Genomic DNA, 16,253 nt, shown 5'->3' with positions numbered 1-16,253 from the left:
AATTCCATTGAGTACAACGATCAAAGAAGAAAAAGAAACTGCCAGCTTGCTTGATTCAACACAGGTCGTAATCAAGGAGGCGCTTGATAAGCTTGGCTATTCTGAAGAAGTGTTCGAGCTTTTGAAGGAACCTCTCCGGATGCTGACCGTCCGGATTCCGATTAAGATGGATGACAATACGACGAAGATTTTCACTGGATACCGTGCCCAGCACAACGATGCTGTCGGTCCGACGAAAGGCGGAATCCGTTTTCATCCCGAAGTCGATGAGGAAGAAGTCAAGGCACTTTCAATGTGGATGAGTTTGAAATGCGGAATCGTGAATCTGCCATATGGCGGAGGAAAAGGCGGCATCATCTGTGATCCGCGCCAAATGTCCATCGGTGAATTGGAAAGGCTTAGCCGTGGATACGTTCGGGCAATCAGCCAAATAGTGGGGCCGACAAAAGATATTCCGGCCCCGGATGTTTATACGAATTCACAAATCATGGCATGGATGATGGACGAGTACAGTAGAATAAGAGAACACGATTCTCCTGGTTTCATTACAGGTAAGCCACTGGTACTGGGCGGTTCACACGGTAGGGAAAAGGCGACTGCACAAGGTGTCACAATCTGTATCGAGGAAGCGGCAAAGCGTAAGGGCATAGAATTGAAAGGTGCACGCATCATCGTCCAAGGATTTGGGAATGCAGGAAGCTTTTTGGCCAAATTCATGCATGATGCAGGTGCGAAAGTGATTGGCATATCGGACGCATATGGTGCCATTTATAACCAGGATGGTCTGGATATCGATTACTTACTTGATAAAAGGGATAGCTTTGGAACGGTAACGACACTATTCGATAATACAATCACCAATCAGGAACTTCTGGAACAAGATTGTGATATTTTAGTGCCTGCTGCCATTTCCAATCAAATCACCAAAGAAAATGCCCATCTTATCAAAGCCCAAATTGTCGTGGAGGCAGCGAATGGACCGACCACTTTGGAGGCAACCAAGATCTTGACGGAACGCAATGTGCTTCTCGTGCCTGATGTATTGGCAAGTTCAGGCGGTGTGACAGTTTCTTACTTTGAATGGGTTCAAAATAATCAAGGTTATTATTGGGAAGATGCTGAAGTCCAAACCAAATTAAAAGAGTTATTGGTCAATTCATTTAATCAAGTTTATGAAATGTCCGCAACAAGAAAAGTGGATATGAGGCTGGCAGCGTATATGGTGGGTGTCAGAAAAATGGCAGAAGCCTCCATATTCCGTGGCTGGGTATAAGCTTTAGTCAAATAATGGAGAGTGGAGGAGTGATTCCGTGTTAAAACCGATTCATACCATCGAGTGTGCTCAGGATGGGACCGTTGAACAAGTTTACGTTCAAAAGAATTCCTATGTTTATGAATGGGAGAGGCTCTTTTTAGTGAAAACGGAGGATGGGAAATTGATTGATGTTTCAATAGGTGCCAGTGGTCACATTACTGAAATTAATGTTTCGGCAGGGGATCCTATTAATAGAAAGCTTCCTTTAGCTTTGCTCCAAGACGATTTTGTTATAACTGGCTCTGATTGATTATAGGAAAGAGGGTGTTCCAAAGGCGGAAGCGATTTCTGCTTTGGGATGCTCTTTTTTGTTGTGATCATTTAAATGGCAATCATAAAGACAGGAAAAAGTTTGAAAAGAAAAAACGCCCTGTTTCATGGTAAAATATCAGAATGATTGGACAATGCACGAAGCAGTTTCAAACCATGAAGCTACAACTGATCTGCGGGGATTGTCAGGGATTGAATATGTAAAGTTGAGAGGAGGCGGGAAGGGTGAATATGGATGTGGATATATTCAGGCGATTATCCGACTTTGATAATGTTTTGGTCGTAGATGATAAAGGGATGATCATTTTTTATGATATGGCAGATTTAAATGTCCTTAAAGAGCTTGGGATAAGGCCGGAAGAATTCATGGGGAAGAGTGTCACTTCCTTTTATAAAAACATTACAAACGAAAATAGTACGCTCATGAATGTGTTAAGGACGGGAAAACCGTTATGTAATATAAAACAAGAGATGATCACCAAAACGGGAGAGGTCATCGAAACGATCAATTCCACATTTCCGATAGCCGAAAACGGTAAAATCATTGGTGCCGTGGAATTCTCTAAGCGTTTCTTTTCCAAGGATGCCATCCAACATTTGGACAAATATTCGAACCATAAAATTTTCAGGAGAAATAATACCGTTTATACGATCGATGATATCATCACGGTTAACCCTAAAATGGAAAGCATTAAAGATAAACTTGGAAGAATTGCGCTAACGACCTCAAATGTGTTGATCGTTGGGGAAACGGGCACAGGAAAAGAACTTATCGCCCAGGCGATCCATAATTTAAGCGATCGATTTGGAAAGCCCTTCATTTCACTTAACTGCAGTGCAGTTCCTGCTAGTTTATGGGAAAGCACTTTGTTTGGTACGAATAAAGGGAGCTTCACCGGGTCGGAAGATATGCCGGGTCTATTCGAACAGGCTGAAGGGGGAACTTTATTTCTGGATGAAATCAATTCCTTGGATATTGATCTTCAGGTGAAGCTTCTGAAAGCGATTGAAGAGAAAACGATCAGGAGACTGGGCGGAAAGAAAAATATCCGCGTGGACATTAGGGTGATTTCAGCAACGAATGAGGTACCGGATATTTTACTGGCGGAGAAACGGCTGCGGGAAGATTTATTCTATAGAATTGGTGTCGTGCAGATTGACTTGCCAAGCTTGATGGAAAGAAAAGAAGATATAGAAGTCCTTGTTGACCATTATCTGAATTTTTACAACAATACGATGAATATTTATATAGACGGTGTTCAGGATGAAGTGCTCCAATGCTTCAAAAGATATCCATGGCCAGGGAATATCAGGGAATTGAAAAACGCGGTCGAGACGGCATATAATCATGTCCAGTCAAGTAGAATTACCCTTGATGATATTCCCGGAAGAATCAGGGATTATACGGAAACTCCAATGGCTGAAGACAACAATCTTAATGTGGATTCCTTAAAGGATGCGGTTCAGCAATATGAAAAAGAGATCATTGTTCGTCAATTGAAAAACACGAATGGGAAAATTGCGGAATCTGCCAGACAGCTTGGCATCTCTAAACAATTATTGAAATATAAAATGGAGAAACATAAATTGCGGTAAAAATTTTTTTACGCTAGGGGGAAAAATTTCACCCCTTCATAATGGATTTTGATAATCGAAGGGCCACGATTCTATACGCTAAATAGAATCGTGGCCCTTTTTGCTTTGCATGTAGCGTTTATAGGTTAACATGGATAAAAACTATTCAAATATTATTAAGATTGGCACGGTATTTGCTTATTACTAGGATAGGCGTATGAAAAGAGGCTTCATCGAGTGATAAAAAAATAGAGGTGAATGGATGAATACAAACAAGATAGTACGTGACAGCCTTATTTTTGGTTTTGCTTTATTTGCGGTATTTTTTGGGGCTGGCAACCTGATTTTCCCTCCGTCGATCGGACTTGCATCAGGGTCGGATTGGCTTGTGGCGCTAGTTGGCTTCATTCTTACGGGAATCGTACTCCCTATACTGGGAGTTGTGGCGGTCCTGAATTCAAAAGGGAAATTTGAAGAACTGACAAGGCCGATAAGCCCCTGGTTTTATAAGGTATTCAATCTGGTCGTCATGATAGGGATCGCGATGCTCGTCACTGTACCCCGGACGGCCGCTATGACCCATGAGATGGGGGTTCATACATTATTCCCGAATGTGCCATCTTTCGTGACGATGATCACTTTCTTTGGATTGAATTTTTATTTTGCCAGCGATCGATCTAATCTCATTGATAAAGTCGGACAAGTGCTAACGCCTGCCCTGTTCGCGATTCTTCTTTTTATCGTCATCAAAGGCACATTCGATCCATTGGGGGCACCTGTAAATACGGAAATTCAAAATCCGTTCGGTCACTCCTTTTTTAGTGCTTATCAGACGGGTGACGTGTTCACGGGCCTTCTTTGTGCCTCGGTTTTCATTGGCTCGATTGCGGCAAAAGGATATGCCGAAACTTCCAAAATGAAGAAAGTGGTCATGAATGGAACCATAGTGGCTGGTTTGGGATTGCTCATCATATACGGGGGGCTTCTGTTTATCGGTGCTACAGGAAGCGGGTTATTCCCTAATGACATGGAGAGTGCGCAGCTGGTGACGTGCCTGGTTTATAATCTGCTTGGAGATTACGGCACGATTGCATTGGCCATAGCGGTTTCATTAGCGTGCCTTACCACCTCGATTGGAATAACCGCTTCGATAGCGGACTTCCTTAGCGGGTTGACGAAGCAAAAAGTAAGTTACCGTAATTGGGTGATCGTCGTTTGCGCCACTGGAGTGTTGATGGGTCTAATGGGTGTCGAAAAGATCATCGACTACTCCGTACCATTATTCATGGGAATTTACCCTGTTTCGATTGTGGTTGTCTTACTTGGCGTTTTCCGCAAATACATACCAAACGCGGGAGCCTATAAGGGGTCGGTCCTGGCCACTTTCATCATCAGTTTATGCGAAACATTGGAAAGCATCGGCCTCCATATAGGATTCATGAATGATTTCATTTCCATCATTCCATTCAGTTCGTATGGGTTTGCATGGCTCATTCCGGCGGTACTGGGATTCGTGGCAGGAACGTTCATCCATGGAAAACAGGCTCAGGAAATTCCTTCAAGCCCCATGAATGGCGAAAATCATTCATCTTAAATGCTGAGAAAGGGCATAAGTTTGAATATGGGAATAAATAGGTGATTTGGATTTCATCATTTAGATTTTACTTACTAAGGAGAGGGAAAGTATGAATGCGAATAAACGAAATATGAAATGTATTTATATAAACGGAAAAATATTTACAGCGAACCCGAAACAACCTTATGCGAGTGCCATGGTTGTTCATAATGGGCGCGTCGAGTGGGTTGGAGAACAGTCAGAGACAGATGGAATGAATGGGGAACGGATCGATCTTCTAGGGCGGCGGGTACTTCCCGGACTAATTGATGCACATCTGCATCCGCTATTTTTAGCTAAGGCAGCCAAGCAAATTCCATGTATGCCCCCTGTCGTTGAATCGATTGAGGATTTGATCAAGGCCGTTCGTGAACAGTGTGAATCCCATAATTCAGGGGATTGGATTGAAAGCTGGGGATATGATGAAGGGAAATTGACGGAAGGAAGGTCCCCTTCACGCTACGATTTGGATAGGGCGACAACGGACGTCCCTGTTGTCATAACCCGGACCTGCGGCCATATTATCGTCGTCAACAGCAGGGCATTGGAATTGGCCGGGATCACGAAGGACACGCCAAATCCAGCAGGGGGGGAGATTGACAGGGATTCAGAAGGGGAGCCGACAGGGATATTACGGGAAAATGCAAAAGAATTGGTCAATAAAGTGATGCCGGTTCAAACATTTGAAGAAGAAACGGATACTCTTGCCGAATTGAGTCCCAAATTATTATCACACGGGATTACGGCAATCACTGAACTCCTGGCAAGGACCAAGCCGATCGATTACTTGGATATGTATAGGGCAGCAAGCGAAAAGGGCCTAAAGCAACGTACAGTTTTATACTACATTTGGGAAGATATGAAGAATGATATGATCTTGGATAAAGGTAAAACAAACAGAGAAAGCCAGAATCATATAGGTGGGGTTAAGTTATTCTCGGATGGCAGCGTGTCAGGTCAAACGGCGTGGGTCGATCCGCCATTTTTAGGGGAAGAAAAGAACCATGGCATACAGATGACATCAGAGGCAGAGTTGTTAAGTGCAGCTGAGGCAGCCAGGAAAAACAATATTCAATTGGTCATACATGCAATGGGGGAGCAAGCGATCGATTTGATCGTGAATACCTTTTACGGAAAAACGGGATGGATCGCGGATGGTCCATCGATAAGGATCGAACATGCAGCCATGCCTACAAAGCAAGCACTTCAGCGGGCAGCTGAAACGGGTATCGCTTTTGTTCCCCAACCAATCTTCTTATATGCCGAAATCGAAAGCTACCTTAATAATCTGGGTGCAGATCGCACAAGGCGAACCTACCCCATCCAATCCATGTTAGAAGCAGGCATTAAACTGGCATTCTCTTCCGATGCACCTGCCACGGCATGGGTCGATCCGGTCAATCCGTTCGTTGGAATCAAGGCAGCCGTAACTCGCGTTGCCTATGACGGTACTGACACAGGGCAGGATCAGCGTGTAGATGTGACTACCGCGATTACACTATATACAAGGGCCGCTCAGGAGATAACGAGAATCCCGGATGTCGGGCAGCTCACTCCGGGCTATCATGCAGATTTCATTGTACTCGACCAAGATATTTTGGCGATCAGACCGGAGGAAATCGATAGGATTACAGTGGAAGAAACCTATATGGGCGGTACTTTGGTTTATCAAAAAGAAACGACGATAACTAAATAGAAAAATGGGGACGAAAAGGGGGCAGTTTTCCTTTTCGTCCCTTTCCCTTTCTTGGTACGGATGTTCAGCGGCAGTAAAAAAAATTTTACGCTAAAGGGTAAAAAATTTTACTCTTCCATGCGAGGAAGCCTTGAAAGCGATGTTGCCGTTTGAGTGTCTAAGGCGCAAAGGGTTTGCTGAAATCCAATTTACCAAGAAGCCGGATGGTTAATTGCAGAAGATCAATAATTGGCACACAACTTGCTGATTTACTGGATGAATAGATTTTTTAGTTCATATTTGAGGAGGAAATGGTCATGCAAAGTTTGAAGTTATATCCGGAAATAAAAAGTGTAAGAGAAGATGTGATTGCTTGGCGACGTCATCTTCACCAGCATCCGGAATTATCCTATCAAGAAGAGCGGACATCGCAATTCGTATACGACACCCTGTTGTCATTTGGAAACCTGGAAGTTACACGTCCGACAAAATACAGTGTGATGGCCCGCTTGATTGGTACACAGCCCGGAAAAACATTAGGCATCCGTGCAGATATGGATGCACTGCCGATCGAGGAAGAGAACTCTTTCGATTTTAAATCCAAAACACCAGGTGTCATGCATGCTTGCGGTCATGATGGTCATACGGCGATGCTTCTTGGTACGGCGAAAATCCTTTCCGGAATGAAAGATAGCCTGAAAGGTGAAGTCCGCTTCTTTTTTCAGCATGCCGAAGAGTATTTTCCTGGGGGAGCGCAGGAAATGGTGGATGCAGGCGTTATGGAAGGTGTGGATATCGTGATTGGTGCCCACCTCATGTCCACCTTTGAAGTCGGGAAAGTTGGCATCGTGTATGGACCGATGATGGCTGCGCCGGATGGCTTCTTTCTGACCATCAAAGGAAAGGGAGGGCATGGTTCTGCACCTCATGAAACGATTGACAGCATCTCAATTGGTGCCCAGGTCGTTACGAACCTTCAATATATCGTGTCCCGCAATACAGATCCGTTGGACAACTTGGTTCTTTCCATCGGAAAGTTCGTTGGCGGGGAAGCGGCCAATGTCATTGCAAACTCCGTAGAGATCAGCGGAACGGTTCGAAGTTTTGATTTGAAATTCCGGGAATCCATGCCAGTTCTTATGGAAAGGGTAATCAAAGGCATTACGGAAGCACATGGCGCCTCTTATGAATTCGACTATCTAACTGGATATCGGCCGGTCATAAATGACAATGAAGTCACCAAGCTCATTGAAGAAACTGTCGGTGAAATTTATGGAGAACATTCTGTCGACCACCAAAAACCGACGATGGGGGCTGAGGACTTTTCGGCTTTCCAACAGAAGGCACCTAGCAATTATTTCTTGATAGGAGCTGGGAATAAGGAAAAGGGAATCACCTATCCCCACCATCATCCGCGTTTTACTTTTGACGAAGAGGCCATGGAGTACGGTGTTAACATCTTTATCCATGCTGTTCGAAAAATCTTAGGATAGAATTATATGAGCGGCCCGGCCTATCTGGGAGAAGGAAAAAAGAACTAGATTAACGAAAGGACTTTTTACCAATATAAATACAAGCGCCTTCGCTGACCGTTCACCCTCTTAACAGGGTATGGTTTTGCGAAGGTATTTTAATTTAGAAGCGCATAATGCCTTATTCCCCTTCATAAACTGTTATGGAACAAACAAGCCAGTAAACCAAGGGTATGAAAGGAGTGGATATGGCTGTCCGAAACCGGTTCAACCGCTTGACTCTATCCATGTGTGCTTTCTAGGAATTTAAGCCCACGGCCAGAAATATTATTTTAAAATACAACGTGAGATTTAACATCAAATAAATAGTGGTTTTTCTGAATCCATCCGTATTTACAATAAAAAGGAACATTCAGAATTCCGCCATTTAAAAAAGGGGAGTTAAAACAGAGTATGAGAATCTCAGAATTAAAGAGGAAAGCCCTTCAGTCGTTGGGAGGTAAATGGGGAGTAACTATTTCGCTTATGTTGCTCTTGTTCTTGATCAACCTCATTTTACCTTCAATTGTCGATGTGATCGGAAGCGGTGGGTTTTCACAATGGTTCATGCAGGAAGAAACACCATTATGGACGGATATCTTCAGCATGGTCTTTTCCATTGCCCTAATCCCGCTTACCATTTCGACCACTTGGTTCTACCTGAATTTGGTTAGGGAAGGAAACCCTGATATTCCAGAAGTATTCGCCATCTATAAAGATGGAAAAACCTCTTTCAAACTTATTGGGGCATCCATCTTACAAGCAATTTTCATTTTTTTATGGTCATTATTATTAATCATTCCAGGTATCATCAAAGCTATCGCCTATTCGCAGCAGTTTTTCTTATTGAAGGATCATCCTGAATACACGGTGCTTGAAGCCATTACAGAAAGCAGAAAAAGAATGAAGGGCTTGAAATGGAAGTATTTCCTTATGCACCTAAGCTTCATCGGGTGGGGCATCCTTTGCATGTTCACGGTGGGAATCGGTTTACTATGGCTGATTCCTTATGCAGGAACAACAATGGCTGCATTCTATAACGAATTAATCGTGCCTCAAGGAGATATTGACGACGATCAACAAATAGAGGGATAAAAGATCAACCGATAGCCAATGGCTATCGGTTTGAATTTGTAGACAAAAGGGGCATTACCTAAAATTTCAAAACAATGTTGATTGGAACGTAAGGTACGAGACTCCTGCGGGAAAAGCGTGAATCAAATGTATATTTTCCAAGAAAATCAATATGTTTCCACCCAATTATGAGTCGGGGGAAATGGTAAAAACGAAAGGTGAAAGTTGAAAGGTTGTTAAATCCGTTTCACCTTACTGAATTTGAATGTATTTTAATAACTTATATGCCAAAATAGCTAAGTATAACTTTATGCCATTATCATAATTGTTTAGGTCTAATCCAGTTTTTTTCTGTATCTGTTCTAACCTGTACTTCAGTGTATGGCGATGAATATATAACTCGCTTGCTGTTTCTTTAATACTTTGATTGAAAAAAAGATAAGCTTCAAGTGTAGTAATGAGGTCTATACCTTTTGAATCAAGCAGATTTCCAATGTATTTTTGGTAAAATTCTTCTAAATCTACCCCTGATTCTTTCATTTCAATGAGTAATTGATATACGCCAAAATCGTTATAATGGACTATGGATTTTGGTTTAAATAGAATTTGGGAAAATCGTGCTGCTTGCTCAGATTCAGCAGCACTTTTGTGTAATTGATAAACGTCGGCAGTTGTTTTACCAATACCTATAGCTATTTGTTCATTTGATAATGCCGAATTCCAATTATTTAAGAGGTTCTCAGCTAACTCTAAAATATTTAATCCAGGTTTTGCTTCCACCAAAATAATGACACTATCGGATTTTGTCCTCATGAGGTAGGGGATTTTTGACTTTCCCATGGTGTATTGAATACTTTCGGTTAACTCAATGTATTTTTCCTTTATTTTCTCCTCTTTCAATAATGGAAAATAAATATATATGATACTTTGTGGATTTGTAAGGTCTACTCCCAGTTTACGTCCTCTCTCGATCATATCTTTATTATTTGGGATTATAGGATTTAATACTTCTTCCAGGAAGTCACTAGTGAGCCTCAATTGTGTCTCCTCTACTGCTTTCCTCCGCAAAAATTCAATCGCAAATACAGTAGTGGCATGCTCAATTGCAATTGAATCCAATTCTTCCGATAACCTTTTTTCCTTTATAATGAGTAGACTTCCATAGGTATTTTTATTAGCTATAATAGGTTGACTATTAATTTTGTAGTTATCCATTTGTTTTTCATTTAGATCCTTTAAATTGTTAATATCAATGAAGTCATGTTTTATGTAGGAACTTATTATTTCATCTTTTGCTATAAGGATTACACTTGCATCAATTATTTCATGAAGGGTTTTTGTAATGGGATCAAATCCGTGTTGTTCTAATACAAGCCGTGTAAAATCCTGATGGATCCGTAGTGAATATTCAAATGTTTGGCTTTGTTTGTTAACAATTTGTACCAGTAGTTCTTTTGTAATCATAGAAAAGTTTATGTTTGCTGGAATTTCAATTAAAGGTAAGGCATATTCATCTGCGATGGTAATAAATGATTTTGGAATTTCCTTTAAATAAAATCCTGTATATATAGCTATTCCAGATAGTTTTCCGATGGATAAAAGCTTTTCGAATTCCTTGCGTTCCTTCGTATTTTCTCCTAATCCGAATCCTGTTGTGATCAAAAACTCTCCATCTTGTAAACGATAGATATCTTCAATTACCTCCACAATAGTTACCCATTTGATCCAATTTTGTAACCCCTTTTTTCCAGCCTTTAATTTTGTTTGTTTCATGATAGGCAGTTGCAAAGCTTCAGAAATCCGAATAGCCATAGATAGCCCCCTAGTGATTAAACTTAGTTTATCCTATCATCCATTATACGCGGTGTATAATGGAACATCTATTTTTTCATACGTTTGTCAAATTGTTATCTGTCAGAAATTTTAATAAAGTTTTCATATACTCTTATTATTCCGAGGGAGATGTAATGGATGAAGGAACGAGATTATTTAATTAAACCGGTATTAGGACAGCAATATCCAATAGCTGCATCTGCAAAAGGCATATATATATATGATCAGGGCGGTAAGAAATATATGGATGGGTCGTCTGGAGCTGTAACGGTAAGTATTGGACACGGTGTACAGGAGGTTATTAAAGAAACCCTTGCACAGGCAGAAAAAATTTCATTTTCTTATAGATCACAATTTACCAATGAACCGGCTGAAAAGCTAGCAGAAAAATTGAGTCAATTGGCTCCGGGAGATCTTAATTGGTCATTCTTTGTAAATAGTGGTTCAGAAGCGACCGAGACAGCGATGAAGATTGCTATACAATATTGGCAAGAAAAAGGACAACCACAAAAGGATCGCATTATATCTAGGTGGACTAGTTATCATGGCATTACAATGGGAGCATTATCCATGTCAGGACATATATTAAGAAGACAGAGGTTTGCAGCGATGTTAGCTGATTATCCTTCAGTAGCTGCCCCTTACACTTATCGTCGACCCGATCATTTAACTGAAGAAGAATTTGGTCTTCTTTGTGCTCAAGAACTTGAAATGGAGATTAGGCGTATTGGGGAAGAACGTGTTGCTGCATTTATTGCCGAGCCAATTATAGGAGCTTCTGGGGGGGCCATCACTCCACCAGCTAATTACTATCAAAAAATCAAGGAGATTTGTGAGCGTTGTAACGTCCTATTTATTGCAGATGAGGTAATGACCGGAATTGGCCGTACTGGGAAGATGTTTGCAATAGAACATTGGAATGTTACTCCAGACCTTATTACTCTAGGAAAAGGAATGAGCTCAGGGTATACCCCAATGGCAGCTACTCTAGTCAGTGATAAAGTTATGGAACCTATATTAAATGGATCTAAGTCCATTATGGGAGGCCATACTTATAGCGCCAATCCTCAATCTGCAGCAGTTGCACTAAAGGTTATTAAATACGTTGAGAAGCATCAATTGGTAGAAAAGGCAGAAGAACAAGGGATATATCTTATGAGTAAATTGAAAGCGCTTTTAAAGTCTTGCGAAATGATTGGGGATGTAAGAGGAAAGGGCCTTTTAATTGGAATGGAGTTCGTAGCCGACCGTGAAAAGAAAAACCCGTATCCACCTGAATTAAATGTAACAAATAGGGTAATTAAACAAGCCTTTGAAAAAGGGTTACTTATTTACCCAGCGTCAGGAGCTATTAATGGAATGGGGGATGCCATTATCATTTCGCCACCTTTGGTTATTACAAAAGATGAAATTGATAGTTTGGTAGATATTTTAGAAGAAGCAATTTCTGAAGTGCAATGTGAACTCAACATGGAGGGCAAGATCAATGCTACTGTCCAAGTCTAAACAAGGAAAGGTAAGTACTTTAGAGGCTGCCCTTCAAAGAATTTCCGACGGATGCTCCTTAATGTACGGAGGATTTGGCGGCATTGGTACTCCCCCTACCATTGTAGAAGGGATATTGAATAAAGGATGTAAACATTTAAGTTTAATAGGTAATGACGCAGGTTTCCCGGACGTTGGGGTTGGGAGATTGATTAGTTCAGGAAGGGTGAAGAAACTAATTACTTCTCATATTGGCTCCAACCCAATAGCCGGTCAATTAATGAACAAGGGGGAAATGGACGTAACATTTTCTCCACAAGGAACGTTGATTGAACGTATTCGAGCCGGTGGTATGGGATTAGGTGGTATTTTATCCGATGTGGGATTAGCCACGGTTGTAGAGGAAGGAAAGACACATATTACTGTAAATGGACAGGTATTTTTGATTGAAACAGCATTAACTGCTGAAGTATCTATAATCCATGCTTCAAAGGCTGATTATCTTGGAAATCTCATATTTGATAAAAGCGCACGTAATTTTAACCCTTTAGTTGCCATGGCGGGGGATTTTACGATAGTTGAAGCAGATGAGATTGTTCAAGTTGGTGAACTTGATCCAGAATCGATTATAACCCCTGGAATCTTTGTGGATATGGTAATTCCAAGTGAAGGAGTGAATTGGAAATGGGTTTGGGAGTAGAAGAACGCCATCGTATCGCTAAGCGCGCTGCCCAAGAAATAGAAAATGGAATGATTGTTAATCTAGGAATAGGCATTCCTACATTAATTGCTGATTATATCCCATCGGATATTTCTGTCCAATTCCATGCCGAAAATGGAGTGTTGGGCACTGGTCCGACACCAAACAGGAGTGATATTAATCCTAATTTATGTAATGCCGGTGGTTATCCCTGTTCGGTGGTTCAAGGAGCCTCCTTTTTTGACAGTGCTACTGCATTTGGCATGATCCGGCGAGGCCGTTTAGATGTTACCATTTTAGGAGCCCTTGAAGTAAGCGAGGAAGGCGACCTGGCAAATTGGATCGTTCCTGGAAAACTTGTCCCTGGTATGGGTGGGGCGATGGAGTTGGCTCAAAAGTCTAAAAAGGTAATTGTATTGATGAACCATACAAACAAACAAGGTAAATCGAAAATACTGAAGGAATGTACACTACCACTTACCGCTAAAGGTTGTGTTAGTTTGATCATCACTGAAATGGCTGTGATCGAGGTAACGCCACAAGGATTAGAGTTAAAAGAAGTTATGGAGCCTTACACAGTGGAAGATGTAATTAAACATACAGATGCACAATTGAAAGTATTAAAAACCACAGGAAAAGTTTAGGAGTGAATGAAATGGAAGATGCCGTCATCGTATCAGGAGTTCGTACTGGAGTGGGTGCATTTGGAAAGTCCCTTAAAAGTGTTTCCGCCACTGAAATGGGAAGACAAATATTGGAGGGTTTAATGGATAAGACCACTCTTACCAAAGCGGATGTAAATGAAGTGATATTTGGACATGGATATGTACATGGGGGAGGATTGAATTCAGCTAGAATATCATCGCAATTAGCTGGATTCCCAACGAGTGTTCCAGGACATGTAGTGATCAAGGCATGTGGTTCTAGTTTAAAAGCAATTACTAACGCGGCCTTAACGATTAAGGCCGGTCAAGAAGAGGTGGTAATTGCAGGTGGGGTAGAGAATATGAGTCAGGTCCCATATTTAGTTAAAAATAGATGGGGGACAAAGTTTGGGAACGTAGAAATGGAAGATGCCCTATTAACTGATGGTTTAATTTGTTCGTTGGAAAATGAACATATGGGAATGACGGCCGAACGCTTAACGCAAATTTACGGTATCTCCCGAGAGGAACAAGATAAATTTGCCTTTGATAGCCATAAAAAGGCAGTTCAGGCTATTGAAAATCATTATTTTAAAGATGAAATTTTACCAGTTCAGGTCACCGGTACGAAAGGAACTTACCTATTCAGGGCAGATGAGTCTGTACGCTCGGATATTCAGCTAGAAAAATTAATCAATCTTCCACCTGTTTTTAAATCGGATGGGTCAATCACTGCTGGGAATGCGTGCCCTATGAACGATGGAGCAGCAGCAGTTTTAATGATGTCAAAAAAGAAAGCTATACAAAAAGGTATTAAACCTTTGTTAAAAGTGAAAGCATTTTCCAGTGCTGGTGTTGAACCAGGCATTATGGGGATTGGACCTGTTCCAGCAACAAAAAAAGCACTGGAATTAGCCGGGTTAACTTTAGATGATATTGGTTTGATTGAGCTTAATGAAGCCTTTGCTGCACAGGCATTAGCTGTTATTAAAGAACTAGAGTTAGACTATTCAAAAGTAAATGTTAATGGTGGAGCTATTGCATTGGGGCATCCAGTTGGAGCAACTGGTGCTAAGCTAACTGTTAGTCTAATGAATGAAATGTTACGTACCAAAACAAAGTATGGAATGGTGACGCTATGTATGGCCGGAGGAATGGGGCTTACCGTCATATATGAAAACCTAACATTATAACCACATTAAAGCGAGGTGAACTGTATTGCAGTTAATCAAAGAACAAATTCAAACATGGTTAAAAGAGCATTATGAAGAAGGTACAGAATTATTACAACGACTTGTACAATCTCCTAGTATTTCTAAAAATGAGGCAAAAGCGCAATCAATAATCACTGAAGTATTATCGAATATGGGGTTAAAGGTGGATGCCTGGGAGCCATGTGGAGAAGAATTAACCGAAAGTCCCTACTTTTGCTCGTCAAGGGATGATTTTACAGGAAGTCCTAATGTTGTAGGTGTTCTACCCGGAACAGGCGGTGGCCGTTCCATAATCTTAAACGGACATATTGATGTTGTCCCTGAGGGTGATCATGAACAATGGACAGATGATCCCTATAGTGGAGCGATTAAGGAAGGAAAAATGTATGGTCGTGGTGTTACGGATATGAAAGGTGGGCTAGTTTCATTCCTTTTAGCCTTACAAGCCATTCTGCAACTCGACATTAAGCTTAGAGGCGACGTTATTTTTCAAAGTGTTATAGAAGAAGAGAGTGGTGGAACAGGGACTTTATCTACTATTCTAAAAGGCTATAAAGCTGATGCTGCACTAATCACTGAACCTACTAATATGAGGGTTTTCCCTAAACAGCAAGGATCCATGTGGTTTAGGATCTTTGTCAAAGGACGGTCAGCCCACGGGGGAACACGATATGAGGGAGTAAGTGCTTTTGATAAAGCAATGGTACTAGCGGAGCAAATCAGGGCTTTGGAGTTTAACCGGAATCAACGTATTAATGATCCTTTATACGAGCAGACCCCTATCCCCATTCCTATTAATATCGGAGTTTTTTCAGGAGGAAACTGGCCATCTTCAGTACCTGATTTGCTGAAAATAGAGGGAAGAATGGGTGTAGCACCCAACGAGAAGATAGAAGATGCACAACATGAAATGGAGGAATGTCTACAACAACTATCAGTCCTGGACCCATGGTTTAAGGAAAATCCACCTGTCTTAGAATGGTTTGGTGCTCGATGGCTACCAGGGGAAATCGATCTTGAACATGATTTGATGAATACGTTAGTTCATCAATATAGAGAAACTACTGGTGAAGAACCCGTGATAGAGGCCTCTCCTTGGGGAACTGACGGGGGATTACTTACAGAAGTAGGGAAAATTCCAACGGTGGTTTTTGGACCAGGGACAACGGAAATGGCACACTTCCCGGATGAGTATATTGAATTGGATAAAGTTTTTAAATCTGCAGAAATTATTGCATTAACTATAATTCAGTGGTGTAGTATCAAGGACAATATCTGAATTAATAGAAAATTGAATAATTAGTTCATGCATAAAACGGCTGATTTAATTTAGGAGGGTATT

At 41.3% G+C, this 16,253-nt stretch carries 13 protein-coding genes; 12 read left to right on the top strand and 1 reads right to left on the bottom strand.

All coding sequences use genetic code 11. The features are described from left to right. Positions 1 to 7: 7 nt before the first annotated feature. The 7 genes from N0M92_RS10055 (at position 8) to N0M92_RS10025 (ending at position 9,056) form a co-directional block, all read left to right on the top strand. On the top strand, positions 8 to 1,273 hold the full coding sequence (locus N0M92_RS10055; RefSeq protein ID WP_311202535.1) for a Glu/Leu/Phe/Val family dehydrogenase: 1,266 nt from the start codon (positions 8 to 10) through the stop codon (positions 1,271 to 1,273). A gap of 37 nt (positions 1,274 to 1,310) precedes the next feature. Continuing rightward, positions 1,311 to 1,565, top strand: coding sequence for a hypothetical protein (locus N0M92_RS10050; protein WP_076364404.1), 255 nt, complete (start codon positions 1,311 to 1,313; stop codon positions 1,563 to 1,565). A 251-nt stretch (positions 1,566 to 1,816) separates the two neighbouring features. Further along, positions 1,817 to 3,181 (top strand): sigma-54 interaction domain-containing protein, encoded by a 1,365-nt coding sequence (locus N0M92_RS10045; protein WP_260285599.1) that lies wholly within the window; start codon positions 1,817 to 1,819, stop codon positions 3,179 to 3,181. A gap of 241 nt (positions 3,182 to 3,422) precedes the next feature. Next, positions 3,423 to 4,754, top strand: a complete 1,332-nt coding sequence (gene brnQ, locus N0M92_RS10040; protein WP_260285575.1) for a branched-chain amino acid transport system II carrier protein — start codon at positions 3,423 to 3,425, stop codon at positions 4,752 to 4,754. Positions 4,755 to 4,845: 91 nt separating this feature from the next. Then, complete coding sequence (locus N0M92_RS10035; RefSeq protein ID WP_260285574.1) at positions 4,846 to 6,471, top strand: amidohydrolase; 1,626 nt, start codon at positions 4,846 to 4,848, stop codon at positions 6,469 to 6,471. Positions 6,472 to 6,767: 296 nt separating this feature from the next. Next, positions 6,768 to 7,943, top strand: coding sequence for a M20 family metallopeptidase (locus N0M92_RS10030; protein ID WP_260285573.1), 1,176 nt, complete (start codon positions 6,768 to 6,770; stop codon positions 7,941 to 7,943). A 432-nt stretch (positions 7,944 to 8,375) separates the two neighbouring features. Further along, positions 8,376 to 9,056: a DUF975 family protein gene (locus N0M92_RS10025; protein ID WP_260285572.1), complete on the top strand. Its 681-nt coding sequence runs from the start codon at positions 8,376 to 8,378 to the stop codon at positions 9,054 to 9,056. 231 nt (positions 9,057 to 9,287) lie between these two features. Here N0M92_RS10025 and N0M92_RS10020 read toward each other — a convergent pair whose 3' ends face one another. Then, positions 9,288 to 10,847 carry a PucR family transcriptional regulator gene (locus N0M92_RS10020; protein WP_260285571.1) on the bottom strand — a complete coding sequence of 520 codons (1,560 nt, stop codon included), beginning with the start codon at positions 10,845 to 10,847 and terminating at the stop codon, positions 9,288 to 9,290. A 159-nt stretch (positions 10,848 to 11,006) separates the two neighbouring features. On the opposite strand from N0M92_RS10020, the gene N0M92_RS10015 reads away from it, so the two are divergent. The 5 genes from N0M92_RS10015 to N0M92_RS09995 are packed head-to-tail and all read left to right on the top strand — an operon-like array spanning position 11,007 to position 16,190. Further along, positions 11,007 to 12,374 (top strand): aspartate aminotransferase family protein, encoded by a 1,368-nt coding sequence (locus N0M92_RS10015; protein ID WP_260285570.1) that lies wholly within the window; start codon positions 11,007 to 11,009, stop codon positions 12,372 to 12,374. Then, positions 12,355 to 13,053 carry a CoA transferase subunit A gene (locus N0M92_RS10010; RefSeq protein WP_260285569.1) on the top strand — a complete coding sequence of 233 codons (699 nt, stop codon included), beginning with the start codon at positions 12,355 to 12,357 and terminating at the stop codon, positions 13,051 to 13,053. Before N0M92_RS10015 ends, N0M92_RS10010 begins: the two co-directional genes overlap by 20 nt. Next, positions 13,038 to 13,697, top strand: a complete 660-nt coding sequence (locus tag N0M92_RS10005; protein ID WP_260285568.1) for a 3-oxoacid CoA-transferase subunit B — start codon at positions 13,038 to 13,040, stop codon at positions 13,695 to 13,697. Before N0M92_RS10010 ends, N0M92_RS10005 begins: the two co-directional genes overlap by 16 nt. Positions 13,698 to 13,708: 11 nt before the next feature. Continuing rightward, entirely contained in the window at positions 13,709 to 14,890 is a 1,182-nt protein-coding gene (locus N0M92_RS10000) for a thiolase family protein (protein WP_260285567.1), read from the top strand. Between the two features lie 25 nt (positions 14,891 to 14,915). Continuing rightward, a complete protein-coding gene (locus N0M92_RS09995) occupies positions 14,916 to 16,190 on the top strand; it encodes a peptidase (protein ID WP_260285566.1) in 1,275 nt (424 codons plus the stop codon). Positions 16,191 to 16,253: the final 63 nt, after the last annotated feature.

The sequence above is a fragment of the Peribacillus aracenensis genome (genome assembly GCF_025175645.1).
Classification (GTDB): domain Bacteria; phylum Bacillota; class Bacilli; order Bacillales; family DSM-1321; genus Peribacillus; species Peribacillus aracenensis.
The sequence above is the reverse complement of the archived record's forward strand: the minus strand, read 5'-3'. Positions and strand labels throughout refer to the sequence as shown.